This is a genomic window from Bacillus sp. UNC41MFS5, from assembly GCF_000686805.1.
Genome location: NZ_JMLP01000005.1, coordinates 329,803 through 356,150, shown reverse-complemented (window position 1 = coordinate 356,150; position 26,348 = coordinate 329,803). Strand labels below are relative to the sequence as shown.

Sequence of the window (26,348 nt, the reverse complement as noted above, 5' to 3'; positions counted from 1 at the left end):
ATTATCCGACATAGGTTAAACGTTCACCATTTTTAAAAACTTGATCAATCGTCCCACCGCCGAGACATTCATCACCATTGTAAAAAACAACCGCTTGTCCTGGTGTAATCGCTCGAATCGGTTCGTCGAAAATAACTTCCACTTGATTATCTTCCAAGAGACGAACGGTTACGTTATTGTCTTCCTGACGATAGCGGAATTTTGCAGTACATTTGAATTCAGTTGGCTTTTCCCGGTCGGATACCCAGCTGACACCTACAGCCGTAATCGAGTCTGAATAGAGTTTTTCATTATGAAAACCTTGACCGACATAAAGGATATTTCTTTCTAAATCCTTACCAATCGCAAACCATGGCTCACCCGAACCACCAATCCCTAGACCATGACGCTGACCAATCGTATGGTACATCAAGCCTTCGTGTTTACCTTTGACTTCACCAGCGAACGTCTCCATGTTCCCTGGCTGGGCCGGCAAATATTGACCTAAGAACTCTTTAAAATTCCGTTCGCCAATAAAACAAATCCCAGTGCTATCTTTTTTAGTAGCTGTGGCAAGGTTTGCTTCCCTAGCAATTTCCCGGACTCTTGGTTTTTCAAGATTTCCAATAGGGAACATCACCTTACTTAATTGTTCCTGGGTCAGTTGGTTCAAGAAATAGGTTTGATCCTTATTTTCATCCAGACCGCGGAGCATTTTATATTCTCCATCCCGATACTCAACTTGTGCATAGTGTCCGGTCGCTAAATAGTCCGCCCCTAAATTCATTGCATGTTCAAGGAAGGCTTTAAATTTAATTTCCTTATTACACATAACATCCGGATTTGGGGTCCGACCTGCTTTATATTCTTCAAGGAAGTAGGTAAATACCTTATCCCAATATTGTTTTTCAAAATTAACTGCATAATACGGAATGCCTATTTGGTTACAAACACGGATGACATCTTCATAGTCTTCTGTTGCTGTACAAAAACCGGTATCATCGGTGTCATCCCAGTTTTTCATAAAAATACCGATGACATCGTAGCCTTGCTGCTTCAACAAAAGTGCTGCCACCGAAGAATCTACTCCACCAGACATTCCGACCACCACTCTAGTGTTTTTCGGATCTTTTGTTTCCAATGAATTTCACCTCTCTATTGCCCAAAAGCTTAACTAGATTTTATTTTTTCAAACGTGAAACAATTCTTGCCGTTTCTTCCGCTGCCTTAACAACTTCTTCAATTGTTGTATTATAGCCAAAGCTGAAACGAATCGAATTAGTCAATCGTTCTGAGTTTTTACCAAACATGGCAACAAGCACGTGGGAAGGTTCAATTGAGCCCGCCGTGCAGGCTGAACCGCTCGATACAGCAATTCCCGCTAAATCAAGATTGACTAGCATTGCTTCCACACTTGTCCCAGGAAAGCTTAAGTTTAATACATGTGGCAAAGAGTTTTCAAGTAATCCGTTTATGTCAAATTCTACATCTAGCTCTCGCAGCTTATCGATTAACGTTCGTTTCAGTTCAAGGAATTGTTCACGCTTAGCCAGTCGATTTTCATTTGATAGTAAAACTGCTTCATGAAAACCAACAATCGCGGCAATATTTTCAGTCCCTGCCCGTCTTTTTCGTTCTTGCTCACCACCGAAGGAACGTGGAGAAAGCTTAATATTTGATTTTGAAAAAAGGAACCCTACTCCTTTTGGTCCATTGATTTTATGGGCTGAGACAGATAATAAATCAATGAAGCTATGATTGACATCAATTTCTTCAACGCCATATGCTTGGACAGCATCCGTATGGAAGATTGCTTGATGATCTTTTAATAACAGTCCAATTTCCTTGATTGGCTGGAGCGTCCCTACTTCGTTGTTACCATACATAATTGACACTAGAATGGTATCTTCCCTTAGTGCAGCTTGAAGGTCAGCCAACGAAATTTGGCCTATATCATCGACAGGTAAATAAGTGATCTCATATCCTAGTTTTTCTAATTTTTGGCATGCATGAAGGACAGCATGGTGCTCCACTTCAGTGGTGATAATATGTTTGCCCTTATGCTGATACGTTTCAGCGGCTCCAAATAACGCCATATTATCTGCTTCTGTTCCGCCACTTGTAAAAATAATCTCGGTTTCCTTTGCGCCAATGCTGCCTGCTAGCACCGAACGTGCTTGGTCAATCAGGTGACGGGCTTCCCTCCCATAGGAATGGATACTTGAAGGATTTCCGAAAGTTGATTGCATCACCTCAAGCATTTTTTCAATAACCATAGGATGCATAGGCGATGTTGCCGCATGGTCGAGATAGATTCGTTCCACATTTACACCTTCTATCAAAATAATTCTCAATGTTTCTTTTTTACCCTAAATATAAAACATATATCCTTCTGGCGTTTCGTCATTACTATGATTCGCTAGATCCTCTAAGGTAGTATTGTCCAATACGTCCTTAATAGCATCTCGAATTCGAATCCACAATTCCCGCTTAGCAGGTTCTTCATCCTCTATCCCTTCAACGGGGGCAATTGGTCCTTCCAGGACACGGATCACATCACCAGCAGTAATTTTGGATGGGATGTTCGTTAGAATATAGCCACCGTATGCTCCTCGAATGCTTTTTACTAAACCTGCATTACGCAACGGAGCTATTAATTGTTCTAAATAATGTTCGGACAAATCATTCGCTTGTGCAATTGTTTTTAATGAAGTTGGACCCTCACCGTGCTTTTTAGCAAGTTCAATCATAATCGTTAGACCATAGCGACCCTTTGTTGATATTTTCATATCGCACCTCTATTCGTATCTATTAAATAAAATTTAAAATCCATAGTAATTTGATAGGCATTAATTATATCATATTCTTCTTTAATATGCTTTTTCAATGGAAAATGGTAAAGTAGGGCTATAAATAGTTAGATTGTTATTCGAATTTTTGGAGAGATGTAACCATGCAGCAAAAGCCTTTAGCATTTCGGATGCGGCCTAGAACGATCGAAGAAGTTGTCGGGCAGCAGCATTTGGTTGGCGATGGAAAAATCATATCAAGAATGGTGAAAGCGAAACAACTGACCTCGATGATTTTATATGGTCCGCCCGGTATCGGTAAAACGTCCATTGCCAGTGCAATTGCCGGCAGCACCAAATATGCCTTTCGGACACTTAACGCCGTCACGAATAATAAAAAGGATATGGAAATTGTTGCCGCCGAGGCAAAAATGTCAGGAAAAGTTATTTTGCTCCTTGATGAGGTCCATCGTTTGGATAAAGGGAAGCAGGATTTTTTATTACCTTACTTAGAAAACGGAATGATTGTCTTAATTGGTGCCACCACGAGTAATCCGTATCATGCCATTAACCCTGCAATTAGGAGTAGATGTCAAATTTTCGAGTTAAAGCCGCCAACACCTGATGAAGTAAAACTAGCATTAAAGCGTGCACTCGAGGATGAGGAACGCGGGTTAGGTAAGATAATGGTAGAAATGGCTGATGAAGCTTTGCTGCATTTTGCCCAAGGATCCAATGGGGACGTAAGAAGTTCTCTTAATGCCTTAGAATTAGCTGTATTGTCAACGGATAAAGACGAAAATGGGATCATTCATATCGATGTGGAAACAGCAGAAGAATGTTTGCAAAAAAAGAGCCTCGTTGCCGATAAAGACGGGGATGGGCATTATGATGTCCTATCAGCCTTTCAAAAGTCCATCCGCGGAAGCGACGTCAATGCTGCACTCCATTATCTCGGCCGATTAATCGAAGCAGGGGACCTGCCGAGTATCAGCCGAAGATTAATCGTGATCGCCTATGAAGATGTCGGGTTAGCTAACCCACAAGCAGGTGCACGCACGTTAGCTGCGATTGAAACAGCTGAGAGAATTGGCTTTCCAGAGGCAAGAATTCCACTGGCCAATGCCGTGATTGAATTATGTTTGTCGCCAAAATCAAACTCGGCTGTTGTAGCTATTCAGGCCGCACTCGAAGATATTCAAAAAGGCATTGTCGGGGAAGTGCCTGATCATCTCAAGGATGCTCATTATAAAGGAGCAAAGGAACTTGGCAGAGGAATCGACTACAAATATCCTCATGACTACGAGAATGGCTGGGTCCCGCAACAATATCTACCCGACCGGTTAAAACACAAACAATACTACCAACCAAAGAAAACCGGAAAATTCGAACAAGCACTTGCAATAGTATACGAAAAGTTAACAAGGAAAAAATAGGGTGTCAGGCACCATGTGAATTCTTCACATGGTGCCTGACACCCTTTTCTTTTTTATGAGGCCACATCCCGTCTGTTGAAAACTATGAAGGCTAGGAATTGGAATATGACAAAGTAGATGAGCAGCATGATGATTGAGAATGTCATCGACATTCCTTCCACCATGGGTGTCCCGTCCACATATTGCATAAGGTTAGTGTTTGCAAACAAGATGTATTTTGCCCAGCTAAATTTAAGGGCTAACAAAACAGTAAATTGAGACCCTGTGAACAATAAAAACAAGGATAAGCCGATGGCTAAGGAACTGTTCCGGAATACTGATGAAATCATGAATGCCATCGTCGCTAACATAATCGTATCAATCGAACTTAATCCATAATAAATCAACAAGTAGATGACAATCGGTTGTTCAGTTACTTGACCATTAGAATAATTTAGATATGGTACTGCATGGTCTGGCATTCCGAAAAGAAGTGCCCCTAGCAAAGCCGAGAAAACAAATAAAATGCCGAGCATTGATAACGCGAACAATAATACAGTCAAATATTTGGAGATCAATATCTTGCTGCGATTAAATGGTCGAATTAATAACAATTTGATGGTTCCCCAGTTGAATTCACTGGCGACAATCCCTGCTGAAATGATAATTGTAAATAATCCAGGCAGGATAATCAGTTGGGACGCATCTTTTACAAATGTCCAGACATTATATTTTTCATTAAAGGGAATATGATGCTTGATGCGGTAATCATTTATCGCGATTTCTTCTTTGAAAAATTGCTTCTCCAGCTTTGAATTGCTTTGTTTCATCTGCTTCTTTAGAGCATCATTTTCCTGCTGTAATGTCTGTTCCCAATTTTTATCGAGGGTGAAATCCTTTTCTTGATACTTATGAAAAATACCAAAGATAGCAGTGATAACTACTAGGATGGCAATCATTACATAGGTCCCAGGCCGTTTAAAAATTTTCATCCACTCATTTTTAATTAAATTAACCACGACTTGGCGCCCCCTTTTCGGTTGTCAATTCAAGGAAACGATCTTCTAACGTCTTGGCAACTTCCCTGATTCCATAAACTTGAATATCCTCGGTTACGAAAGTTTTAATTAGGGTTGGAATTTGTTCCTTCGGAAGTTCGATGGTTATTCCATTCCTTGAAAGGTTTGCTCGAACATTTGGATAGTGAACTCCAATCAGGTTCAAGGCTTTATCCGCGGGGACTACTTCTAGTTCATAGGTCATTTCAGAGGCTCCATGAACAAGTTCCTGAACAAGCTGCACATCAATTAAGCGGCCATTTTGGATAATGCCAATCCGATCACACATCATTTCCATTTCTAAAAGCATATGGCTTGAAACAATTACAGCGAGATTTTTTTCACGTGCCAGTAAGCGGACATAGTCGCGGATCTCCCGGATGCCAGCAGGATCTAATCCATTTGTTGGTTCGTCCAAAATTAAGACTTGGGGATCATGTAAGAGACACTGAGCCAATCCTAGTCTTTGGCGCATTCCAAGAGAATAGGTTTTTACTTTGTCGTGAATCCGATCAGTTAATCCTACTAGTTCTACTATTTCAACAATCTTCTCTTTGGAAATACCATTTGCCATTCTTGCATAGTGAATTAAATTTTGGTACCCCGTCAAAAATTTATACATTTCCGGGTTCTCTACAATTGCACCGATATGACGAACAGCCTCTTCAAAATTAGTCTTTATACTGGAACCGCCAACCTCGATGTCTCCAGATGTAATCGCCATTAATCCTACAATCATTCGAATTGTCGTTGTTTTTCCTGCGCCATTTGGACCTAAAAAGCCAAATACCTCTCCTTTATTTACCTGAAAGCTAATATTATCTATGATGGTTCGACCTTTAATTACCTTCGTTACATTTTTCAACTCAACGATTTTTTCCAAACTCTCTCTCCTCGCTATATATTCTCACACTAGTTTATCTTATTCTAGAAAAATTTACCTCTATAATGATAACATCAAAAATTGATTCGCCAAATTTTAACAAAATATTCATACACATCACACCTAAGGTTTTATAAGATTAGATTGGGTTTTATTAAATGAGAGGAAGTAGACCATGCCATTAAAGTATCGTTCTGAATCAACTGAATTAAAAATTATGAGAGCTTTAAATGCACGAAGTAATCTCTCTTCAAAAGAAAAGAAATACTATTTTAAACTTGAGAAAGGTTACCAAGGTGAATTAATGTTTGATCTTTTAACAGAAAAGCTTCAAAGTGATATGTTTGTTATAAATGACTTATGCCTTGAGATTAACGACACAGTATTTCAAATTGATACGTTAATCATTGCTCAAAATACAATTTATCCATTTGAGATAAAAAATTACTCTGGAGATTATTTTTACGACTCTGAAGGATTTCATAAAATAGCCGGGAACGATATTACTAATCCATTAGACCAGATAAAACGTAGTAAATTATTACTCCACCAGTTGCTTTAAAATCTCGGTTATAACATATCCATTAAAACAACTGTCATTTTTATAAACCCCACGTTTACCTTATATCAAGCGCCTCTTAACCAGCCGATTGTTTATCCAACTCAGATTAATGGATTTATGGAAGATTTCGACAGGACACCATCAAAACTAAATGACAGACACAAAAAGTTAGCTGAGCGTTTAATATCATTGCATTCAAATAAATCCCCCTATCCTAATCGGTTACCTACTTATGAATATCGAAAACTGACGAAGGGAATTGTCCATACAAAATGCAACTCATTTATGGTTTCTGATGGAGAAAAGGTTGTTGTTTGTGAAAAATGTGGAGATGTAGAATCTATCGAATCAGCAGTACTACGTACCGTGGAAGAACTAAAGTTTCTTTTTCCTGATATAAAAATTACCACTAGTCTGGTTTATGAATGGTGTAGGGTGATTAAGTCAAAGAAGATGATTAGGAGAATATTAATGAAAAATTATAAAGCAATTGGTTATGGTCGATGGTTCTACTATGAATGAATGGTGGAGGCTATTTCCAAGAATTTGGCATGCACGTTACCTCGTTCTTCTTTTCTAAGTTTGGAGCACATAGACTTTTCTATGTTCCCCTCCCAACTTACTTTACACGAGTTTGGTAACGTTGAACCTTCCTACGTTACCCACTCACACTTTTTCTCATGTGGTCGGGTACGTAGAACCTCCCTACGTTACCCTTTACCACTTTATCTCATGCGGCTAGGCACGTAGAGCCTCCCCACGTTACCCTTTTATCCTTTTCTCACGCGTTCGGGCTCGTAGAACCTCCCTACGTTACTCTCTACCACTTTATCTCATGCGGCTAGGCACGTAGAGCCTCCCCACGTTACCCTTTTATCCTTTTTCTCACGCGTTCGGGCTCGTAGAAGCTCCCTACGTTACACTCTACCACTTTATCTCATGCGGCTAGGCACATAGAACCTCCCTATGTTACCCTTTTATCCTTTTTCTCACGCCTTCGGGCTCGTAAAACCTCCCTACGTTACCCTCTACCACTTTATCTCATTCGATTAGGCACATAGAGCCTCCCCACGTTACACTCTTATCCTTTTTCTCACGCCTTCGGGCTCGTAGAACCACCCTACGTTACCCTCCTACCCTTTTTCTCATGTGGTCGGGCACGTAGAATCTCCTCTAGAAAAACCCCAAACCAATAAATGTTCAGGGCAAAACAAAAAAGCTTATTTCTCATCCGATACACGTTGAATTTTAATGCTGCTTAATAATTGTCGCACCACATAGCTTGCCATAATCAAACCAGCAGCTGATGGAACAAAGGCATTTGATGCAGGCGGCATTTGCGCTTTGCGGATTGGTGCATTTTCATTTCCTACTTCTTTTTTAATATCTTCACGAATCACAATCGGGCTTTCATCAGAGAACACGACCGGAATTCCTTTGTGGATTCGTTCCTTACGCAGTTTCGTACGGATGACTTTGGCAATTGGATCCGTATGAGTCTTTGAAATATCAGCAATTTTAAAACGGGTTGGGTCCATTTTATTAGCTGCTCCCATACTTGAAATGATTGGAATATTTCTTTTTAAACATTCCTTCATTAAATGTATTTTATAAATAATCGTATCAGAGGCATCAACCACAAAATCTAAATTATGGCTAAAAATCTGTTCATAGGTTTCTTCTGTATAAAACATTTTTAAGGAAATAACTTCGCAGTCAGGATTAATATCTCTAATCCGCTCCTCCATAATTTCCACTTTCGGCCTACCAACAGTGGAAAGCAAAGCGATCAACTGGCGGTTGATATTGGTAATATCTACATCGTCTTTATCTATTAAAATTAACCGGCCGACCCCTGAACGGGCCAATGCTTCGGCTGCAAAAGAACCGACACCGCCGATACCTAAAACAGCGACCGTACTGTTTTTCATAATTTCTAGGCCTTCTTTACCGATGGCAAGTTCGTTACGTGAAAATTGATGCAACATAATGTTCACTCCAATTATTAAATTCGTTATGTTTCTTTTTCCCGATTAAAAATATATCATACACTCCATCAAAAACAAGTATCTTGATAGGATTAATATAGTAAAAAGCAAAATAAAACCTCCCGATACGTTCAGGAGGTTGAGCATTTTGCAAATAGAAAAGAGTCCCAATTATGCCGTCACTTTTAACATCCTTAGTTTTGATCCCGCATTCAGCAGGTGGGTGTCCTGTTCCCGAAATTGTAAGTCCCCTTACCCGTATTAGAGTGGGGCATTTACGCAATCAGGAAACTCTAGACTCCCGGATAATTAATGTTCGGTCAAAACTTCAGGCAACGCAACGTACATCTCAGGACTCTTCTTTGTTGCTTTTATAATAGCATATTAAAAAACCTGATTCAAGGATTCATGAAAGCGAATTCCTGCTATTTTTTAACATTTAGTGACAAATATAATTCCTTCAATTGGGCCTCAGAAACTTCACCCGGAGCGTCCGTTAACAAGCAGCTGGCACTAGCGGTCTTAGGAAATGCAATGGTATCTCTTAGGTTGGTGCTTCCAGCAAGAAGCATCACCAATCGGTCCAATCCAAGCGCGACCCCGCCGTGTGGCGGTGTGCCATAATCAAACGCATTTAATAAGAAACCGAATTGCTCATTTGCCTGTTCCGGTGTAAATCCAAGAATGTTAAACATTTTTTCTTGGATCGGACGTTCGAAAATACGGAGTGATCCGCCGCCAAGCTCATATCCATTTAAGACAATATCATAAGCCTGCGCACGTACTTTGGACGGGTCAGAATCTAAATATTCAAGGTCTTCCCTAAACGGCATTGTAAATGGATGGTGGGCCGCATAATAACGTCCTTCCTCCTCATCGTACTCAAGGAGCGGCCAGTCTGTTACCCATAAGAAATTGAATAAACTTGGGTCAATTAAATCTAAATCTCTAGCCAACTTTTGGCGAAGGGCACCTAAAGCATCGGCGACAACCTTTTTCTTGTCGGCAACAAATAGAAGTAAATCTCCTTCTGCTGCTTCAAGGGTCGCTTTAAGCGCTTGGGCATCCTCTTCTGAGAAGAATTTAGAGATAGGACCCTTTAGCCCTTCAGAATCGACTTTAAGCCACGCAAGCCCCTTCGCGCCATATACAGCAACAAACTCTGTTAAGGCATCAATGTCTTTACGTGAGTAGTTGTCAGCGGCGCCTTTCACATTGATTGCTTTTACTTGACCGCCATTTGCGACTGCAGATGCGAATACTTTAAAGCCTGAGTCCTTAACGATTTCGGAAAGATCGACGAGTTCTAATCCAAAACGAGTATCAGGTTTATCTGAGCCATAGCGGCTCATTGCCTCGTCATAGGTCATCCGTGGGAATGCCTCAGGCAGGTCTACACCTTTTACTTCTTTCATTAACTTTGTCATCATTTTTTCCATCATGCCCATGATATCTTCTTGGCTTAAAAAGCTTGTCTCGATATCGATTTGGGTAAATTCTGGCTGACGGTCAGCACGTAAATCCTCATCACGGAAGCAGCGGGCAATTTGGTAATAGCGTTCAATGCCGCCGACCATAAGCAATTGTTTAAAAAGCTGTGGTGATTGTGGCAGGGCATAGAACTCGCCAGGATGAACACGGCTTGGCACTAAATAATCCCTTGCTCCCTCAGGAGTACTTTTTGTCAAAATTGGTGTTTCAATATCTAAGAAGCCTTCTCCATCAAGAAAATCTCTGATTTGCTTGGTCACTTGATGACGCATCTTTAGGGTTTCAAAAATAACCGGACGACGGAAATCAAGGTAGCGGTATTTTAAGCGGATATCTTCAGACGCATCTGTTTTATCAGAAATCATAAATGGCGGTGTCTTTGCTTCATTAATGATTGTTACTTTTTCTGCCTGCACTTCAATTTTCCCAGTTTTTAAGTTATCATTGAAGGTTGCTGCATCACGCGCGACAACAGTTCCAACTATATCTAAAACAAACTCGTTACGAATTTTTTCAGCAATTTGCAATGCTTCTTGTGATAAATCCGGATTAAAGACTACTTGAACAATCCCTGAACGGTCGCGGAGATCAATAAAAATTAATCCGCCTAGGTCGCGTCTTTTTTGGACCCAACCCTTCAAGGTTATTTTTTCACCGACTGCTGATTCTGGGACTTCCCCACAAAAATAAGATCTGCCAAACATAATTATCCCCCTCTTAATCCTGTAACTCTTTAAATTGTGTAATAAAAGCTGCTAAATCAATTTCTACTTGCTCACCTGTAGCCATATTTTTTACATTGATTTTATTATTTTTAAGTTCTTCATCGCCTAAAACTGCTACAAACTTAGCTTTTAGACGATCAGCCGCTTTAAATTGAGCTTTAATTTTTCGATCCAAATAATCTCTTTCTGTTGAAAAACCTGCCCGCCTGAGCTGCTGTAACAATCCAACGGTGTAATCCTTCGCTTCCTCCCCGAGTGCGGCTAGGTAACAATCAATGCCTTCGTTGACGGCAAGCTCAATCCCTTCTGCTTGAAGAGCCGCAATAAAGCGTTCAATACTTAAGGCAAAGCCGATACCTGGTGTTTCAGGACCGCCAATTTCTTCAGCTAAACCATTATAACGGCCTCCGCCGCACAATGTGGTGATCGCACCAAACCCTTCGGCATTACTCATAATTTCAAATGCCGTGTGGTTGTAATAATCGAGTCCACGAACTAAATTGGCATCGACTTCGAAAGGAATATCCAATTGGGTTAAATACTTCTGTAATTTTTCAAAATAATCTTTTGAAAAATCATTTAGGAATTCAAGGATCGATGGTGCTGTTTGCATCAATTCATGCTCGCGGTCCTGCTTACAATCCAAGATTCGGAGTGGATTTTTTTCAAGACGATTTTGACAGTCATGACAAAACTCACCGATTCTTGGTTTGAAGTGGTTTACAAGAGCATCGCGGTGAGCACTGCGACTTTCCTTATCACCCAGGCTATTAATAATTAGCTTAAGCTTTTTTAAACCCATTTCTTTATACAAGTTCATCGCAAGGGAAATGACTTCTGCATCAATGGCAGGGTCATTACTGCCTAATGCTTCAATTCCGAATTGAACAAACTGGCGAAAGCGGCCTGCTTGTGGACGTTCATATCGGAACATCGGTCCCATATAGTAAAGCTTGACCGGCTGATTAGCTAGCCCAAACATTTTTTTCTCCACATAAGAGCGAACAACCGCTGCGGTACCTTCTGGTCGAAGGGTTAGACTTCGTTTGCCGCGGTCTTCAAATGTGTACATTTCCTTTTGAACAATATCTGTACTATCGCCAACGCCTCTTGAAAAAAGATCTGTATGTTCGAATATTGGGGTGCGAATCTCTTTATATTGATATTTCTCACAAAGTTCACGCGCTTTAGCCTCAATCAGTTGCCACTTTTCTACCTCTCCAGGTAAAATGTCTTGCGTTCCCCGAGGAATGCTTATGGACATAGTGGAAAACCTCCTTATTTTTTCTTATGTAAGTAGATGGAGTTATTACTACTTTCCTAAATAAAAACAAACAAAAAACTCCCATCCCTTGTATGAATACAAGGGACGAGAGTTTGAATAATCCCGCGGTGCCACCCTAGTTGAAGGCATAAACAACATGCACTTCCTCTTTAACAGTTAACGCCTGCTACGTTCTTCTCCTACTAGAGGGTACCCTTTTTCAGAGAGAAGCCTACGGAGTGTTCATTCATTAAGTTCCATGTAGAAATGCTTTCAGCCCAGGACATTTCCTCTCTATTCATGAGTTTGCTTAATTACTATGCTCCATCATTGGTATATCACAATATGTCATTTTATTTAATTAATATTACGGAGCATCGCAGCTATTGTCAATAGCCAATTATGATCTTTCTAAATGTTTTTTTAACTTTCTGACATCACCAATTGTTATTCCGAATTCTGATGCAAGTTCAAACGAGTTTGCATGCTGTTCTTTTTGAATAAAATCATGAAAATCAACACCGAAAAGCCGTCCATCCATAGATTGGATGTTCATTCCTTTTTCACTTGCTCTCATTACTAATCACCTCAGCCTTTTCTTCATTACTGATATTATCTCCACCATTGGTGAAAAACTTGCATCCTAGATAAGGATTTCTCATCAAATTGGTCAATATTAGCAATTTAGGAATGATTTTCAGCTTTTTATACGCTAAAATAAAATAAATAGAAAAGGAGGGTGTTATGGTCAAAAAAGGTAGTTTATGGCTATTATCTATTATTCTTATTATTGGAGTCTTTATTCCTCATAGTAAAAGTGTGGCAGCAACAGAGTCCATTACGATTTCCACCGATTTTGTCAATCTTCGCGGCGGTCCGGGTCTGAGTTACCCTCTAATAAAAATAGTAAATCGGGGCGAAACGTATCCGATTGTGAAAGAACAAGGCGATTGGATTGAAATTGAACTTGATAATGGGCAAACGGGCTGGCTCGTTAATTGGCTCGTCACCAAAGAAACAGATTCAAATAATTCTGGTGTCACAACAGATTCGGCTATAAAACTTAATTACGGTATCGTGAATGCTGATACCTTAAATATGCGCCAGGAACCTTCCGCATTCAGCCCAGTTGTTGGGAAACTTACCTATGGGACAAGCGTAACCATTTATTCAAAACAAGATAATTGGCTGGAGATTGGCTTTTCAAATGTAAGAGGCTGGGTTATTTCTGAGTTTATTGACGGCCAAGCAACAGGTGACTCATCCTCAGGTACTGCACAAAAGAGTGGCTTGATTGGAACAGTAACTGCTGACAGCCTTAGTGTCCGCTCCAGTGCCTCATTGAATTCCAACCTCATTGGGACTGTAACCATGGGGCAAAGTTTTACGATCGTGGAAGAAATGAATAATTGGGCAAAGATAGAGTACGAGTCTGGTAGTTTCGGGTGGGTAGCCGGTTGGTTTCTCGAGAAAGAGGCTTCTAAATCTCAAACTGGACAAGCCGAGAAGGAAAATATTGTTACGATAATAAATAACGGGACCAATATCCGCAAAGGACCAGATGTACAATCAGATGTCATCGAACGGACCAATACAGGCGCAACCTATTCCGTAAAAAGTATCATCAATGACTGGTATGAAATTAAGTTAGAAGATGGAAGAAGTGGTTATATTGCTGGCTGGCTGGTTTCCATTAACGGAACCAAACCACAGATTAAAAAGCCAGGCGCTGAAGGCTATCTTAAAAATAAAACGATTGTCCTTGATCCAGGGCATGGCGGTACGGATAAAGGGGCAACTGGAGTCAGCGGAACATATGAAAAAGACCTCACACTACGGACGGCACAGCTTTTGTCAGATAAATTAATGGCGGCAGGTGCTAATGTATATGTAACGAGAATGGATGATTCGTATTTACAACTTGCCTCTCGCGTGAATATGGCAAGTACCTATAATGCAGATGCCTTTATCAGCCTCCATTACGACAGCAGTGTCGACCCAAGTACCCGTGGTATGACTGGCTATTATTATCACTCCTACCAGCAAGCCCTTGCAGAGTCCATTTTCGCATCAACCGTTTGGAATACGAAATTGGACAGCCGCGGGGTCCGTTTTGGCGATTTTCATGTCATCCGTGAAAATAGTCAAAAAGCTGTTTTAATGGAACTAGGCTATTTAAGCAATCCGGCTGAAGAAATGATGATAAAATCTGCTGGATTCCAAGAAAACGCCGCTTCGGGTGTATTTGATGGATTGGCACGATATTTTAAAGAAAATCCATAGCCAAAAAGGCTTAGCACTTCATATAAGTGCTAAGCCTTTTTTATGCTTTACTTTCAATAATCAACGTCACGGGACCGTCATTGATTAGTTCTACATCCATCATGGCACCAAATATGCCAGTTTCAACACGGATCCCTTTTTCCCGAAGCAGGCCATTAAAAACCTCATAAAGTTCAACAGCCTGTTCTGGACGTGCCGCGTCCATGAAGTTCGGCCTTCTTCCCTTTCGACAATCACCGTAAAGGGTAAATTGTGATACTGAAAGAATTTCCCCACCAACATCCATTAAAGAAAAATTCATCTTTCCATCTTCATCTTCAAAAATACGGAGATTGGCAATTTTATCAGCTAAATAGGCCGCATCCTCTTCTTTGTCCTCATGAGTAATACCGACAAGTAAGACAAGCCCTTTGGTTATTTGCCCGGTTACTTCCCCAGCAACGGTTACGCTGGCATTTTTACTTCGTTGAACAACTACACGCATTTTAAACTCCTTAATTCATCATTCGACGTACTGAATAGATATCTGGGATCTGTTTAATGCGCTCGACCACCTTTTGTAAGTGCGCCACATTATGGATCGCAATCGACATGTTAATTGTAGCCATTTTATTCCGATCCGTTTTACCAGAAACAGCAGAAATATTCGTTTTCGTTTCATTTACCGCTTGAAGCACCTCATTCAGAAGCCCTCTGCGGTCATAGCCGCTAATTTCTATGTCAACATTATATTCTTTCCGGTCATTTAAAGAAGATTCCCATTCAACTGGGATTAACCTTGACTGGGCATCATTCGAATCGATATTCGTGCAGTCCGAACGATGAACAGATACCCCGCGGCCCTTAGTAATAAAACCTACGATTTCATCTCCAGGTACAGGGTTACAGCATCTTGATAAGCGAATCAATAAATTATCGATGCCGGATACACGGACACCGGATTCACGCTTTTTCGTTGCTGGGAAGGTTTTTAAATCCGTTATGGCATTCGTAATATTCGAACTTTGTTCCTGATCCCTCTTTTTACGCCATTTCTCAGTCAGACGGTTTGCCACCTGTAAGGCCGTTACTCCATTATAGCCAACCGCTGCATACATATCTTCTTCATTGGAAAAATTAAACTTTTCAGCAACTTTTTTCAGATTGTCTGTGGTTAATATTTCTTTAATATCAAATTCCATATTACGAATTTCTTTTTCAACTAACTCTTTACCTTTATCAACATTTTCATCACGGCGTTGTTTCTTAAAGAAGGCCCGGATTTTGTTTTTCGCTTGCGATGTTTGCGCAAGCTTCAACCAATCCTGACTTGGACCGTATGAATGTTTCGAAGTAAGGATTTCAATAATATCGCCAGTCTTGAGTCGATAGTCAAGGGTAACCATTTTGCCATTCACTTTTGCACCTATCGTCTTATTGCCAATTTCAGAGTGAATTCGATAAGCAAAATCAATAGGAACAGAACCAGATGGCAACTCGATCACATCGCCTTTTGGCGTAAAAATAAACACCATATCGGAAAATAAGTCGATTTTCAATGACTCCATAAATTCTTCCGCATTGGCAGTATCATTTTGAAATTCAAGAATTTCTCTAAACCAGGTTAGTTTTTGTTCAAAAGTAGTGGTATCGTTGATTGCATCTTTGCCCTCTTTGTATGCCCAGTGAGCAGCAACCCCGAATTCCGCAATCCGATGCATTTCCTTCGTCCTAATCTGAACCTCAAGCGGATCTCCCTTTGGCCCGATTACCGTGGTATGTAATGATTGATACATATTCGGCTTCGGCATCGCAATATAATCCTTAAATCGGCCAGGCATCGGCTTCCAGCAGGTGTGAATAATCCCTAAGACAGCATAGCAATCTTTAATACTGTTCACGACGATACGTACGGCCAGTAAATCATAAATTTCACTGAACTGTTTATTTTGCAAAGCCATTTTTCGGTAAATACTATAAATATGCTTAGGGCGGCCAGAAAGCTCTGCTTTAATAGCCACTTCTCCCATTCGGCTTTTTACTTCTTCAATGACATCCTCTAAATATTGCTCGCGTTCGGCTCGCTTCTTTTTCATTAAGTTAACAATTCGATAGTATTGCTGCGGATTTAAATACCTTAATGCAGTATCTTCGAGCTCCCATTTAATCTTAGAAATCCCAAGACGATGTGCCAAAGGTGCAAAAATTTCAAGTGTTTCATTTGAAATCCGACGCTGCTTTTCTAAAGGAAGGTGTTTAAGTGTCCGCATATTATGCAAACGGTCGGCAAGCTTAATCAGAATAACCCGGATATCCTGAGCCATGGCCACAAACATTTTTCTGTGATTTTCTGCTTGCTGTTCCTCGTGAGATTTATATTTAATTTTCCCTAATTTTGTTACGCCGTCGACAAGCATCGCCACTTCGTCATTAAAAGCTGTTTCTATATCTTTTAAGGATACACTCGTATCTTCTACGACGTCGTGAAGAAAACCAGCAGCAACCGTAGCAGGATCCATCTCCAAGTCAGCTAAAATGCCCGCAACCTGGATGGGGTGGATGATGTAGGGTTCTCCCGATTTTCGATATTGTTCACGATGAGCATGTTTTGCGAATTCGTATGCATTTTTTACTAATTCAACATGTTCCTCATTTAAGTAGTTCCGAGTCTTGTCGATGACTTGGTCGGCTGTCAACACTAAATCATTCGCCATGAAATCACCTTTATTTTCGTCTCATTTTATTTATATAAATGTCATTCGCTAAAAATTAGTTCCTTGAATATGAATGATTGTTACTATTATCGAAAAAAATAGCCAAGTTGTAAAGGGATTGAGAAGTTTTTTTATTATATAAAGAGAGCACTCGCGCTTCGAGTGCCCTCACTAATGGTTTAATAATGCATTAATGTTAAAACATCATAACCATCAAGTTTTTGTCTGCCTTCTAAATAGCTTAACTCAACTAGGAAAGCGATACCGGCAACTACACCGCCAAGTTGCTCCACTAATTGAATCGTAGCATCAATTGTTCCACCAGTAGCTAATAAATCATCCGTGATAAGGACGCGTTGCCCTGGCTTAATAGCATCTTTATGGATGGTTAGAATATCCTTCCCATATTCAAGACCATAACCAACCTTAATGGTTTCTCTAGGAAGCTTTCCTTCTTTACGGACTGGGGCAAAACCAATACCTAAGGCATATGCCACTGGACAGCCAATGATGAAACCACGGGCTTCAGGTCCAACGATAATATCAATCTTACGTTCTTTGGCGTATGCAACGATTTGGTCAGTTGCATATTTATATGCTTCACCATTATTCATTAAAGGCGTAATATCTTTAAATTTAATTCCTTCTTTTGGCCAGTCTGGCACAATTGTAATAAATTCCTTTAAGTCCATTCTGTAATTGCCTCCTCAAATTCAACCGACTCTTGAATTACTTGATCGAACCAGCCTTTTAATTCCTGAAAGGACGAAAACAATAACTCTCTTTCAAGTTCATATTGTGCTTGTTTTAACTGATAGGTTCGAGAGTCCGTTAAGTCACGCTTTTGCGCTCCAGTTTTTAAAGTGATAAATCCATTGTTTATTGTAACAAAATCCAGGTCAGAAAACACCTTTGACATAAAGTTAATGGTTTCCTGCGACCAACCGCGGTGCTTAGCAAGGTCATCAGCATTACGTTTAAGATCAATCGGCCCTTTCTTTAAGAGAAAAGCATAAAACCATTTAAAATGATCACGAGTCGGAACCGTGCTGAAGAAATCACTCGATTCTTTATAAAAATAAGCATAAATCCTCGCAGGTTGTTTCCCTTTAAATAAAACCTTGAGGATCTCTTTCGATGATGGAAAATCAACCAGAACAATATTCGCCTTTTTCCCATCGAAAGCTTTTGCTGCCTCAATATCGTGAATTAGAATGGTCTCGGCCATCAAATTAGGATTTATTTTTTCAAGGTGCTCTTCATTAAAAATAATAAATTTCCGGTTTTCTGCTGGGACTGTATTTGAAAGACTGTTTATTCGCTTTTGTCCCCGATAATCAAATAATTGCCATGACTCTACTGAGATATCATGGATAAAAATTTGTGGTTTACGTATATTGTTCCATTCGTTGACAGATAATTCTCCAATTAACGAAATTTTTGATGCTGGTGAGATATGGTCCACCAAGTGGCCTAACCCAAAACCGACACCATCCAGATTTGCATCCTTCTCTTTTACAAGGAGCTTTAAATGGTTTTGCTCACTGCCAATTTTTCTGATACTTGTAATATCAACATTATTTATTAAAACCTTTGGCTTGGGGTTGTCCATGCCAAAAGGAGCTAAAAGACTCATTTCATCTAATGAAGATAAAGTTACATGTTCCAGTGGGATTTCCTCATCAAGATATGTCACCGGAATAAAATCTTCATCGGTAAGTTGCTCTTCTGCTAGTGTATTTAATCGTGTGCGAAGTTCAGCAACATCTTCTAGTTTTAAGGTCATTCCTGCTGCCATGGGATGTCCGCCAAAGTGAGGCAAAATTTCACGGCAGGTTGATAAATTCTTAAAGAGATCAAATCCAGCAATACTACGGGCAGAACCCTTAGCTACTCCCTTTTCTGAATCAAAATTTAAAACAATCACCGGCCTGTAATACTTTTCAACTAGCCTTGAGGCGACAATACCTATTACACCAGCATTCCAGCCTTCCTTACCAATGACAAGAACTTTATTGGTCTCAATGGGGAAGTGCGTTTCAACCTCTTCCATTGCCTCAGTCGTAATCGTATTAACAATAGACTGCCTGGATTTATTAAGGTCATCCATTTCCGCGGCCAAGTTCTCCGCCTCTATTGGATCATCCGTTAAGATTAGCTGGACGGCAAGGTCAGCATCTTCCAAACGGCCCACGGCGTTAATCCTTGGTGCGAGGGTAAAACCAATCGTTTCTTCATTTATTGACAGAGGGTCAGCCCCTGCCAGTTTTAATATGGCTTTCAGGCCAATATTTTTAGTTGTTTTTAACTTTTCAAGTCCTTTTTTAGCAATTAGACGATTCTCATCTTTTAGTGAGACTAAGTCAGCAATTGTACCAATTACAGCAATCTCCAATAAATGCTCTGGTACTTCTCCATAGAGGGCATGGGCTAATTTAAAGGCTACACCTACTCCAGCCAACTCACGAAACGGATAGGTACTATCAGGGAGCTTTGGATGAATAATTGCAATTGCCGTTGGTAATACCGGACCTGGCTCATGGTGATCGGTAATAATTAGATCCAATCCAAGCTCTTCGGCAATGGCTGCCTCATGGACAGCCGATATTCCAGTATCCACAGTAATAATCAATTTTATTCCATTTTCCGCTGCATGTCGGAATGCAGTCTCATTCGGACCATATCCTTCAGTGAAGCGGTTAGGGATATAAAATTGTACATTGGCACCAAGGTCTCGAAGCGTAATCATTAATACGGATGTACTGCTTACTCCGTCCGCATCATAATCACCGAAAATAAGAATCGGCTCTTGTTGTTCAATGGCTTGACGAATTCTTTTAACTGCTATATCCATCCCTTTTAAAAGAAAAGGATCGTGGAACTTTTCCTTTCCAAATAAAAAATACCGTGCTGATTCAACGGTATCATAGCCACGGTTAACAAGCAGTGAAGCGACAAGAGGCGTAATTTTTAATTCAGTTTCTAGCTTTTTGATTAGTTGCTCATCGGATTTCCGAACAATCCATCTAGTTTTCGAACTTAACATGTGTATGTTCACCCCTCAGACTTTCTCATTATACAGGAGTACAGGACAGGATTCAATCAAAAGAAAAAACCGCAGAGGGTCTGCGGTTTGATTCGAGAACTTATACTTGTGGTTGATCTGAATATTTTCTTTTTTCTTTTACCGTTTTAATAACGCCTTTCTTCTTCAACTCTTTACATTTCATAACATACCATAAAGAACCTGCGACAAAGACGGAAGAATATACACCGATAACCAATCCCACAAATAAGGCGATTGAGAAATTGAAAATTGACGGGCTTCCAAAAATCATTAAGCATAATACCGTAATGAGGACTGTTAACACGGTGTTAAATGACCGAGTTAACGTTTGACGAATACTTACATTTACCACATCAGCAATATCCTGAACTGTTTTAAGCCGTTTTTTCTTTTGCATATTCTCACGAACCCTATCGAATGTAACAATCGTATCATGGTTTGAGTATCCGATAATGGTTAATATCGCCGCGATAAAGTTTAAATCGACTTCAAGTCTTGTAATACTAAAAAAAGCAATCATAAAAAAGGCATCATGAAGGATGGCCGCAATCGCTGCGATTGCCATATATGCTTCAAATCGAATCGAAACGTAGAGAATGATACCGATTGATGCAATCAATACCGCGAAAAAGGCATTTTTCGCTAGTTCTTTCCCAATAGTCGGAGAAACGGTGCTGACATTTGGCTCATAGCCAAATTGCTTTTTAAAATCTGCTTTTAAATTGGCAATTTCATTTTTTGACAGTACCCCTATCATTCGGACTGCCCCAATTTCCTTTTTCTCACCAGAAATGACAACATCATCTGGTGTTAAATTTAGTTTAGTAAAAGCATTTTCAACTTGAGTAGTTGTTAAAGGTGTTTTTGATTGAACCTCAACACGTGTACCACTTGAAAAATCAATTCCTAAATTCATACGGAATATAGAAATAGCAATAATTCCAGCAACAATGAGAACTCCCGATAGGACGAATACTTTATTCCTAAGTTTAACAAAATCAATTTTATCAAATCGAGTCGGAAGATCGATAGTATCTACATTATCGTTAATAGATTTAATTTGGGACTTGCGTACAGCAAACCATCCTGGTTTGTTATTTAATAAGCCACTGTGAACCCATAGCCCAAGTAATAGCCTTGCACCATAAACATTCGTAAGAAAGCTCATAAGGACACTCACGATTAACATAGTTGCAAACCCTTTTACAGAGCTTGTTCCGTAAAAGAATAATACACATGCAGTTAAGATAGTTGTTAAGTTTGCGTCAAGAATGGCTGTAAATGCATGCTGCTCACCAGCTTGGAACGCAGATTTAACACTTCTTCCTACCTTTAGTTCCTCTCTTATCCGTTCATAGGTAATAATATTGGCGTCAACTGCCATACCGATTCCGAGAATAATCGCGGCAATTCCCGGTAAAGTAAGAACCCCATTCATCCAATCGAAAATTAATAAAACTAGATAAGTAAAAATAGTTAATGTAACGGTCGCAATAAGGCCTGGAAAACGATAATAAAAAATCATAAACAGATAAATAATGATGACACCAATGATACCAGCTAAAACCGTATCATGTAATGCCTGTTCCCCGAACTTAGCTCCAACAGAAGTGGAGTATACCTCATCAAGCTTAACTGGTAACGACCCAGCATTTAATAGCGAAGCCAAAGTTTGCGATTCTTCAGTAGTGAAACTTCCAACGATCGAAACGGTGTTTTGATTAAAAATTTGTTTTACTGTTGGTGCTGATAAGTATTTTGGGTTCTCTTTTGTTACTTCTTTTTTAAAAGAGTCTTTTCCTTCTACAAAATCAAGCCAAATAACAAGGACATTATTTGGAGCCATATTCATAATTTGTTCGGACACCTTACGGAATTTGTCCGCACTCTTTAATGTTAGAGAAACGCTTGGGGCTCCATTTTCATCAAAGGTTTGCTTAGCACCGCCTTGTTTTAAGTCAGAGCCATCCATCATCAATTTATCATTAGCATCTCGGAAAGTTAGATTTGCCTGGGTAGATAAAATCTCACGTGCTTGATTTTGATCGGTAACCCCAGCTAGTTGAACACGAATCCGGTTATTCCCCTCAATTTGAATATTCGGTTCGCTTACACCAAGAACATTAATCCGTCTGTCAAGTGCTTCAGCAGTACTTGCTAATACCTCTTTGTCAATTTTTTGACCCTTCTTAGCTTCCTTAACATCGTACAAGACCTCAAATCCACCTTGCAGGTCTAGACCGAGTTTAATATTGTTTATTATGTTCTTTGTAGTTGCTCCCATTGTGCTTCCGATAATTAGGACCACAAGTAAGAAAGCAATGATTCTACTGCGCTTTACCATTATGTATTGTTCCTCCTTAATGCATGTACATCAGCACTGTTCCGTCTAATCCTTATATAAAAATAAGAAAAAAGTCACTTCCTTCATTATGAAAGAAGATGGATTGGCTGTCAATTTACAATAATATGAGAATCTATCTTATTTCTATTTTAAAAGTTCCTTTAATTCATCTTCATTATCCATGGAGAAGTCGGAAGCTTTATAGGCCTCAATTGTCGCAAAATTGATAAAATCACTTGCTTTAACAGACAGTATTTCTTGGATCATTTCGTACAGTTTCATTTCTTTCTTGATTTTTTTCCACTTTTTCTTAATTAAAAAATCCCAAAATTCCTCCTCCGTTACCGAATCAAGCCCTAGCAACTGAAACTCTATAAGTTTACTCGCTACGGCTGGCTGGACCTGGGAGCGAAAATGTTCGAATCTGTGACGTTCATCCATTACGACTGCCTCCTTGGAGAATCTCCCCTTTAATTGAACCTTGCCAAAAAGCTGATACAACTTGTCATGCTTTGTCCACCCTTACGCATATAGTTAATTGTATATGAATTCTTCTTATTTGAGAAGGTGGGAATCAGCATGTCGAAGTTTTTAAAAGGGACCTTTATCCTATTAATCGCAGGCCTTATCACAAGAGTCCTTGGTTTCATAAATCGAATTGTTATAGCTCGGAGTATAGGGGAAGAAGGCGTTGGCTTATACATGATGGCGTTTCCTACCTTTATCCTTGTAGTGACGCTCACACAGATGGGACTGCCTGTGGCTATTTCAAAAAATGTGGCTGAGGCAGAAGCCAAAGGCAATTTTGCAGAGATTAAAAAAATTCTTGTCGTTTCCCTTGCGATAACAATTTCACTGTCTCTTATTTTTACCCCAGCTCTATTATTACTTGCACCACTGCTCTCGAAAACATTGTTTACGGACCCACGGACCTTTTATCCCTTAATTGCCATAGCTCCAGTCGTTCCTGTGATTGCTATTTCCTCGGTACTAAGAGGATACTTTCAAGGAAGACAACAGATGCGTCCTTCTGCAATCTCACAAATTTTAGAACAATTTGTACGAATTTCCCTGATTGCCGTTATGACAAAAGCGTTCCTTCCTTATGGAATCGAATATGCAGCCGCTGCTGCTATGATTTCTTCTGTGATTGGTGAACTTGTATCACTCATTTATTTAATGACTACCTTTAAATTAAAAAAACGTTTTAGGCTCCGGAAAAAATTCTTTCAATTTGTTCACAGTGGGAAACAAACATTTAAAGACCTAATGGATATTGCCCTGCCGACCATGGGAAGCCGGATGATTGGATCGGTGGCATGGTTTTTTGAACCAATTGTTGTGGTTCATAGCTTAGCCCTTGCGGGTGTCGTCACCGTCGAAGCCACTAAACAATATGGGGCCTTAACCGGTTTTGCCATGCCACTATTGATGTTACCATCATTCATCACTTTTTCTTTAGCCACTTCACTCGTCCCTGCGATTAGTGAAGCCAATACCCAAAACAACAAAAAATTAATTGAATACCGATTACAACAAGCCCTAAGATTTGCCTTCTTATCAGGAGGATTGGCGGTCGTTGTGCTTTATGTATTGGCCGACCCTTTAATGGAGCTGATGTATGGCTCTTCTAAAGGCTCTTATTTCATCCGATTGATGGCTCCTTTCTTCTTATTCTATTACTATCAAGGACCATTACAGGCAGTATTGCAGGCATTGAATCTTGCCCGGGCGGCTATGATTAATAGTCTGATTGGTGCCATCGTTAAAACAGCAGTCATCTTTTTACTGGCATCCCAAGCCTCCTTTGGTATTAATGGGGTGGCAATAGGAATTCTCGTCGGCTTTGTTTTAGTGACCATTCTTCATTTTGCCACTGTACTAAAAAAGATTTCTTTTTCGTTTTATGTTCGCGATTATATAAAGGGATTTCTTGTTATGGGTGGATCTGGCTGGCTTGGTTATTGGTCATTTGCACACCTATTTCTTAATGAATCGTTAGCCATAAGAGTCCTTCTATCTTTGCTAGCCATGTCCATTTCCTATACTGTTTTGGTACTTATGTTAGGTTTAATAAAAAGGGATGAACTAAAACGAATTCCTTGGATTGGAAACATTTTTGCCTAAAGAAATAAGACACGCATGCGCGTGTCTTTTGTTCATTCATCCTTTAAGTCGATAAAGAATTTTCCGTTTTCAAAACTACAAAAAGAGATCTTCTTAACATCTCGATAGCCCTGTTTTTTCAACTCCTGACGCAGCCAGAGATTTGTTTTATTAATTCTTATTAAATTTTCATCATCAATATTCCCATCTAGTATTAAAGGGATTGTAATATCTCCTTGCTGAGATTCTGCGTTTTCATTCTTTAGCTTTTCAATGACGGACAAACTTCCCGAGGATTCAAGAATCGCAAATTCAACGTCGGCAATACTACGAATGTCTTTTTCACGGAGCTGTGTCATTAAATCATCAAAATTATACCGCTGCTTCCTCATCGCTTTCTCATCAATTTTCCCTCGATTAATAATAATGCTTGGCTGCCCATCAATGAGATTACGGAATTTTTTACTTTTTAAAGAAATGAGCGCTAGAAGTATTTGAATGATCATTAGTAAAATCATAGGCACAACTGTATAAATCAAAGGATCTTTTGGTTCATCGATTGAAACAACAGCCATTTCACCAATCATGATAAAAACAACGAGATCCAGAATACTTAATTCTCCAATTTCCCTTTTCCCCATTACACGAAAAATAACTAGGATAAGTACATAAAAAAACAATGTTCGATACACAATCGTCACATATTCTTCCATAACTGTCGCCCCTTTTTTTACATTCAACGATATTGTTTGCATTATAAAGTGAAAAATTAGCGGAATAAAATACCAACACCCTCTTCCATTAAAAAATCATATAAAATTTATTCTACTTTTCCCCTTTCACGAATACGCTTGTACTAGGAAGAAACTTAACTAGGGGCAGGCACGAAAGAGTTTATATAAATGCCAGCCTAAAGGGCAATTGAAGGGGGAGAGTTAAAATCGAATCGAAAAGCTTTGGCACTTCCATTCTGTACGGATTAATTTTTATTCTCGTTTTTGCTGTAATTAGCAGCCTAATATTTGCGTTTATTCTTAGGTTTACGTCTGCACGTGAGGTATCACTTCAATACGTAGTTACGGCACTATCTTTTATCGGGCTATTCGGAGGCGGTTTTTTATCTGGAGGAAAAAGAAAAGAAAAGGGTTGGCTTATTGGGGGAATGACTGGCTTAATCTACTCAGTCATTGTCTTTTTATTCCAGTACTTAGGATATGATCGCTTGTTTGATAGCGAACAAGTCATTTACCATACTTGCTACACATTAATTGCGATGATGGGTGGTATTTTAGGAGTAAACATATCTACGAATAATTCTCGTAGATCTGCTTAGCTAACAATAGTAAAAGGAAGCCAACACCGCGGCTTCCTTTTTGTTTGATATTATTTTGATAGGTTTACGCTTTCGCCTGCATCAGCAGTGACTTCACGAATAGCATTACGGTCAAATGTAAGACGGCTTCCGTCACCACATTTAATGACGGCTTTATTGTCATCAATTGAATCTATAAAACCATGTAATCCACCAATCGTGACTACTTTATCACCCTTTTTTAAATCACTTTGCATTTTCTGAACCGCTTTTTGGCGCTTTTGTTGCGGGCGAATTAATAGGAAATAAAATAACACAAACATTAATATTAATGGAATGATTGTACCAATTCCTCCAGACATCCTGTTTCCCTCCTTTCAATAAACATC

Annotated in this window: 23 protein-coding genes, 1 other RNA gene and 1 other annotated feature; of the genes, 6 read left to right on the top strand and 18 right to left on the bottom strand. The window is 39.6% G+C overall.

Annotation, left to right across the window (positions count from 1 at the left end):
• Position 1: 1 nt before the first annotated feature.
• Genes mnmA through cymR form a run of 3 tightly spaced genes read right to left on the bottom strand, consistent with a single transcriptional unit; the run spans position 2 to position 2,768 of the window.
• Positions 2-1,120 (bottom strand): tRNA 2-thiouridine(34) synthase MnmA, encoded by a 1,119-nt coding sequence (gene mnmA / locus BR30_RS0101790; RefSeq protein ID WP_026563478.1) that lies wholly within the window; start codon positions 1,118-1,120, stop codon positions 2-4.
• A 40-nt stretch (positions 1,121-1,160) separates the two neighbouring features.
• Positions 1,161-2,303, bottom strand: a complete 1,143-nt coding sequence (locus BR30_RS0101785) for a cysteine desulfurase family protein (protein WP_026563477.1) — start codon at positions 2,301-2,303, stop codon at positions 1,161-1,163.
• 45 nt (positions 2,304-2,348) lie between these two features.
• On the bottom strand, positions 2,349-2,768 hold the full coding sequence (cymR, locus tag BR30_RS0101780) for a cysteine metabolism transcriptional regulator CymR (protein ID WP_026563476.1): 420 nt from the start codon (positions 2,766-2,768) through the stop codon (positions 2,349-2,351).
• Positions 2,769-2,932: 164 nt separating this feature from the next.
• Here cymR and BR30_RS0101775 point away from each other — a divergent pair, with 164 nt between their 5' ends.
• Positions 2,933-4,204 carry a replication-associated recombination protein A gene (locus BR30_RS0101775; protein ID WP_026563475.1) on the top strand — a complete coding sequence of 424 codons (1,272 nt, stop codon included), beginning with the start codon at positions 2,933-2,935 and terminating at the stop codon, positions 4,202-4,204.
• Positions 4,205-4,257: 53 nt separating this feature from the next.
• Here the strand turns inward: BR30_RS0101775 and BR30_RS0101770 are convergent, their stop codons facing one another.
• Entirely contained in the window at positions 4,258-5,202 is a 945-nt protein-coding gene (locus tag BR30_RS0101770) for an ABC transporter permease (protein WP_026563474.1), read from the bottom strand.
• Complete coding sequence (locus BR30_RS0101765; RefSeq protein ID WP_026563473.1) at positions 5,195-6,124, bottom strand: ABC transporter ATP-binding protein; 930 nt, start codon at positions 6,122-6,124, stop codon at positions 5,195-5,197. Before BR30_RS0101765 ends, BR30_RS0101770 begins: the two co-directional genes overlap by 8 nt.
• A gap of 175 nt (positions 6,125-6,299) precedes the next feature.
• Here BR30_RS0101765 and BR30_RS37625 point away from each other — a divergent pair, with 175 nt between their 5' ends.
• Both BR30_RS37625 and BR30_RS37620 read left to right on the top strand, forming a co-directional pair.
• Complete coding sequence (locus BR30_RS37625; RefSeq protein ID WP_231507606.1) at positions 6,300-6,686, top strand: nuclease-related domain-containing protein; 387 nt, start codon at positions 6,300-6,302, stop codon at positions 6,684-6,686.
• Between the two features lie 285 nt (positions 6,687-6,971).
• A complete protein-coding gene (locus tag BR30_RS37620; RefSeq protein ID WP_231507605.1) occupies positions 6,972-7,208 on the top strand; it encodes a hypothetical protein in 237 nt (78 codons plus the stop codon).
• 698 nt (positions 7,209-7,906) lie between these two features.
• Here the strand turns inward: BR30_RS37620 and BR30_RS0101755 are convergent.
• From BR30_RS0101755 to BR30_RS37210, 5 genes are all read right to left on the bottom strand, one after another.
• Positions 7,907-8,674, bottom strand: coding sequence for a tRNA threonylcarbamoyladenosine dehydratase (locus tag BR30_RS0101755; RefSeq protein ID WP_026563472.1), 768 nt, complete (start codon positions 8,672-8,674; stop codon positions 7,907-7,909).
• A 160-nt stretch (positions 8,675-8,834) separates the two neighbouring features.
• Positions 8,835-9,033, bottom strand: a non-coding RNA gene (gene ssrS / locus BR30_RS35560) — 6S RNA.
• Between the two features lie 66 nt (positions 9,034-9,099).
• The gene (gene aspS / locus BR30_RS0101745) at positions 9,100-10,869 is read right to left on the bottom strand and encodes an aspartate--tRNA ligase (protein WP_026563470.1); all 1,770 of its coding nucleotides are present in this window, start codon (positions 10,867-10,869) and stop codon (positions 9,100-9,102) included.
• Positions 10,870-10,882: 13 nt separating this feature from the next.
• On the bottom strand, positions 10,883-12,154 hold the full coding sequence (hisS, locus tag BR30_RS0101740) for a histidine--tRNA ligase (protein WP_026563469.1): 1,272 nt from the start codon (positions 12,152-12,154) through the stop codon (positions 10,883-10,885).
• A gap of 98 nt (positions 12,155-12,252) precedes the next feature.
• Positions 12,253-12,494, bottom strand: a binding site (T-box leader).
• A 60-nt stretch (positions 12,495-12,554) separates the two neighbouring features.
• On the bottom strand, positions 12,555-12,731 hold the full coding sequence (locus tag BR30_RS37210) for a hypothetical protein (protein ID WP_026563468.1): 177 nt from the start codon (positions 12,729-12,731) through the stop codon (positions 12,555-12,557).
• A gap of 167 nt (positions 12,732-12,898) precedes the next feature.
• Between BR30_RS37210 and BR30_RS0101730 the strand changes: the two genes are divergently transcribed.
• Positions 12,899-14,437, top strand: a complete 1,539-nt coding sequence (locus tag BR30_RS0101730) for an N-acetylmuramoyl-L-alanine amidase family protein (protein WP_026563467.1) — start codon at positions 12,899-12,901, stop codon at positions 14,435-14,437.
• Positions 14,438-14,477: 40 nt separating this feature from the next.
• Here the strand turns inward: BR30_RS0101730 and dtd are convergent, their stop codons facing one another.
• The 6 genes from dtd to BR30_RS0101700 all read right to left on the bottom strand — a co-directional run bounded on the left by dtd (position 14,478) and on the right by BR30_RS0101700 (position 22,982).
• A complete protein-coding gene (gene dtd / locus BR30_RS0101725; protein WP_026563466.1) occupies positions 14,478-14,921 on the bottom strand; it encodes a D-aminoacyl-tRNA deacylase in 444 nt (147 codons plus the stop codon).
• A 10-nt stretch (positions 14,922-14,931) separates the two neighbouring features.
• Positions 14,932-17,130: a RelA/SpoT family protein gene (locus BR30_RS0101720; RefSeq protein WP_026563465.1), complete on the bottom strand. Its 2,199-nt coding sequence runs from the start codon at positions 17,128-17,130 to the stop codon at positions 14,932-14,934.
• 179 nt (positions 17,131-17,309) lie between these two features.
• Complete coding sequence (locus BR30_RS0101715) at positions 17,310-17,822, bottom strand: adenine phosphoribosyltransferase (RefSeq protein WP_026563464.1); 513 nt, start codon at positions 17,820-17,822, stop codon at positions 17,310-17,312.
• Positions 17,813-20,176: a single-stranded-DNA-specific exonuclease RecJ gene (gene recJ, locus BR30_RS0101710; RefSeq protein ID WP_026563463.1), complete on the bottom strand. Its 2,364-nt coding sequence runs from the start codon at positions 20,174-20,176 to the stop codon at positions 17,813-17,815. Before recJ ends, BR30_RS0101715 begins: the two co-directional genes overlap by 10 nt.
• A 100-nt stretch (positions 20,177-20,276) precedes the next feature.
• Positions 20,277-22,541 carry a protein translocase subunit SecDF gene (gene secDF / locus BR30_RS0101705; RefSeq protein WP_026563462.1) on the bottom strand — a complete coding sequence of 755 codons (2,265 nt, stop codon included), beginning with the start codon at positions 22,539-22,541 and terminating at the stop codon, positions 20,277-20,279.
• 144 nt (positions 22,542-22,685) lie between these two features.
• Positions 22,686-22,982, bottom strand: a complete 297-nt coding sequence (locus BR30_RS0101700; protein WP_026563461.1) for a post-transcriptional regulator — start codon at positions 22,980-22,982, stop codon at positions 22,686-22,688.
• A 138-nt stretch (positions 22,983-23,120) separates the two neighbouring features.
• Between BR30_RS0101700 and spoVB the strand changes: the two genes are divergently transcribed.
• Positions 23,121-24,668: a stage V sporulation protein B gene (gene spoVB / locus BR30_RS0101695; RefSeq protein WP_026563460.1), complete on the top strand. Its 1,548-nt coding sequence runs from the start codon at positions 23,121-23,123 to the stop codon at positions 24,666-24,668.
• A gap of 32 nt (positions 24,669-24,700) precedes the next feature.
• Here the strand turns inward: spoVB and BR30_RS0101690 are convergent, their stop codons facing one another.
• Complete coding sequence (locus BR30_RS0101690) at positions 24,701-25,360, bottom strand: DUF421 domain-containing protein (RefSeq protein ID WP_026563459.1); 660 nt, start codon at positions 25,358-25,360, stop codon at positions 24,701-24,703.
• A gap of 227 nt (positions 25,361-25,587) precedes the next feature.
• Here BR30_RS0101690 and BR30_RS35555 point away from each other — a divergent pair, with 227 nt between their 5' ends.
• The gene (locus BR30_RS35555; protein WP_331280757.1) at positions 25,588-25,980 is read left to right on the top strand and encodes a TIGR04086 family membrane protein; all 393 of its coding nucleotides are present in this window, start codon (positions 25,588-25,590) and stop codon (positions 25,978-25,980) included.
• Between the two features lie 50 nt (positions 25,981-26,030).
• Here BR30_RS35555 and yajC read toward each other — a convergent pair whose 3' ends face one another.
• Positions 26,031-26,321 carry a preprotein translocase subunit YajC gene (gene yajC / locus BR30_RS0101685; protein WP_026563458.1) on the bottom strand — a complete coding sequence of 97 codons (291 nt, stop codon included), beginning with the start codon at positions 26,319-26,321 and terminating at the stop codon, positions 26,031-26,033.
• Positions 26,322-26,348 lie beyond the last annotated feature (27 nt).

What these genes read in the sequence shown, in the direction of transcription:
- cymR (WP_026563476.1), bottom strand. Translation starts at nt 2,768, where the DNA reads ATGAAAATATCAACAAAGGGTCGCTATGGTCTAACGATTATGATTGAA.
- BR30_RS0101775 (WP_026563475.1), top strand. Translation starts at nt 2,933, where the DNA reads ATGCAGCAAAAGCCTTTAGCATTTCGGATGCGGCCTAGAACGATCGAA.
- BR30_RS37625 (WP_231507606.1), top strand. Translation starts at nt 6,300, where the DNA reads ATGCCATTAAAGTATCGTTCTGAATCAACTGAATTAAAAATTATGAGA.
- BR30_RS37620 (WP_231507605.1), top strand. Translation starts at nt 6,972, where the DNA reads ATGGTTTCTGATGGAGAAAAGGTTGTTGTTTGTGAAAAATGTGGAGAT.
- BR30_RS0101755 (WP_026563472.1), bottom strand. Translation starts at nt 8,674, where the DNA reads ATGTTGCATCAATTTTCACGTAACGAACTTGCCATCGGTAAAGAAGGC.
- aspS (WP_026563470.1), bottom strand. Translation starts at nt 10,869, where the DNA reads ATGTTTGGCAGATCTTATTTTTGTGGGGAAGTCCCAGAATCAGCAGTC.
- hisS (WP_026563469.1), bottom strand. Translation starts at nt 12,154, where the DNA reads ATGTCCATAAGCATTCCTCGGGGAACGCAAGACATTTTACCTGGAGAG.
- BR30_RS37210 (WP_026563468.1), bottom strand. Translation starts at nt 12,731, where the DNA reads ATGAGAGCAAGTGAAAAAGGAATGAACATCCAATCTATGGATGGACGG.
- BR30_RS0101730 (WP_026563467.1), top strand. Translation starts at nt 12,899, where the DNA reads ATGGTCAAAAAAGGTAGTTTATGGCTATTATCTATTATTCTTATTATT.
- dtd (WP_026563466.1), bottom strand. Translation starts at nt 14,921, where the DNA reads ATGCGTGTAGTTGTTCAACGAAGTAAAAATGCCAGCGTAACCGTTGCT.
- BR30_RS0101720 (WP_026563465.1), bottom strand. Translation starts at nt 17,130, where the DNA reads ATGGCGAATGATTTAGTGTTGACAGCCGACCAAGTCATCGACAAGACT.
- BR30_RS0101715 (WP_026563464.1), bottom strand. Translation starts at nt 17,822, where the DNA reads ATGGACTTAAAGGAATTTATTACAATTGTGCCAGACTGGCCAAAAGAA.
- recJ (WP_026563463.1), bottom strand. Translation starts at nt 20,176, where the DNA reads ATGTTAAGTTCGAAAACTAGATGGATTGTTCGGAAATCCGATGAGCAA.
- secDF (WP_026563462.1), bottom strand. Translation starts at nt 22,541, where the DNA reads ATGGTAAAGCGCAGTAGAATCATTGCTTTCTTACTTGTGGTCCTAATT.
- BR30_RS0101700 (WP_026563461.1), bottom strand. Translation starts at nt 22,982, where the DNA reads ATGGATGAACGTCACAGATTCGAACATTTTCGCTCCCAGGTCCAGCCA.
- spoVB (WP_026563460.1), top strand. Translation starts at nt 23,121, where the DNA reads ATGTCGAAGTTTTTAAAAGGGACCTTTATCCTATTAATCGCAGGCCTT.
- BR30_RS0101690 (WP_026563459.1), bottom strand. Translation starts at nt 25,360, where the DNA reads ATGGAAGAATATGTGACGATTGTGTATCGAACATTGTTTTTTTATGTA.
- yajC (WP_026563458.1), bottom strand. Translation starts at nt 26,321, where the DNA reads ATGTCTGGAGGAATTGGTACAATCATTCCATTAATATTAATGTTTGTG.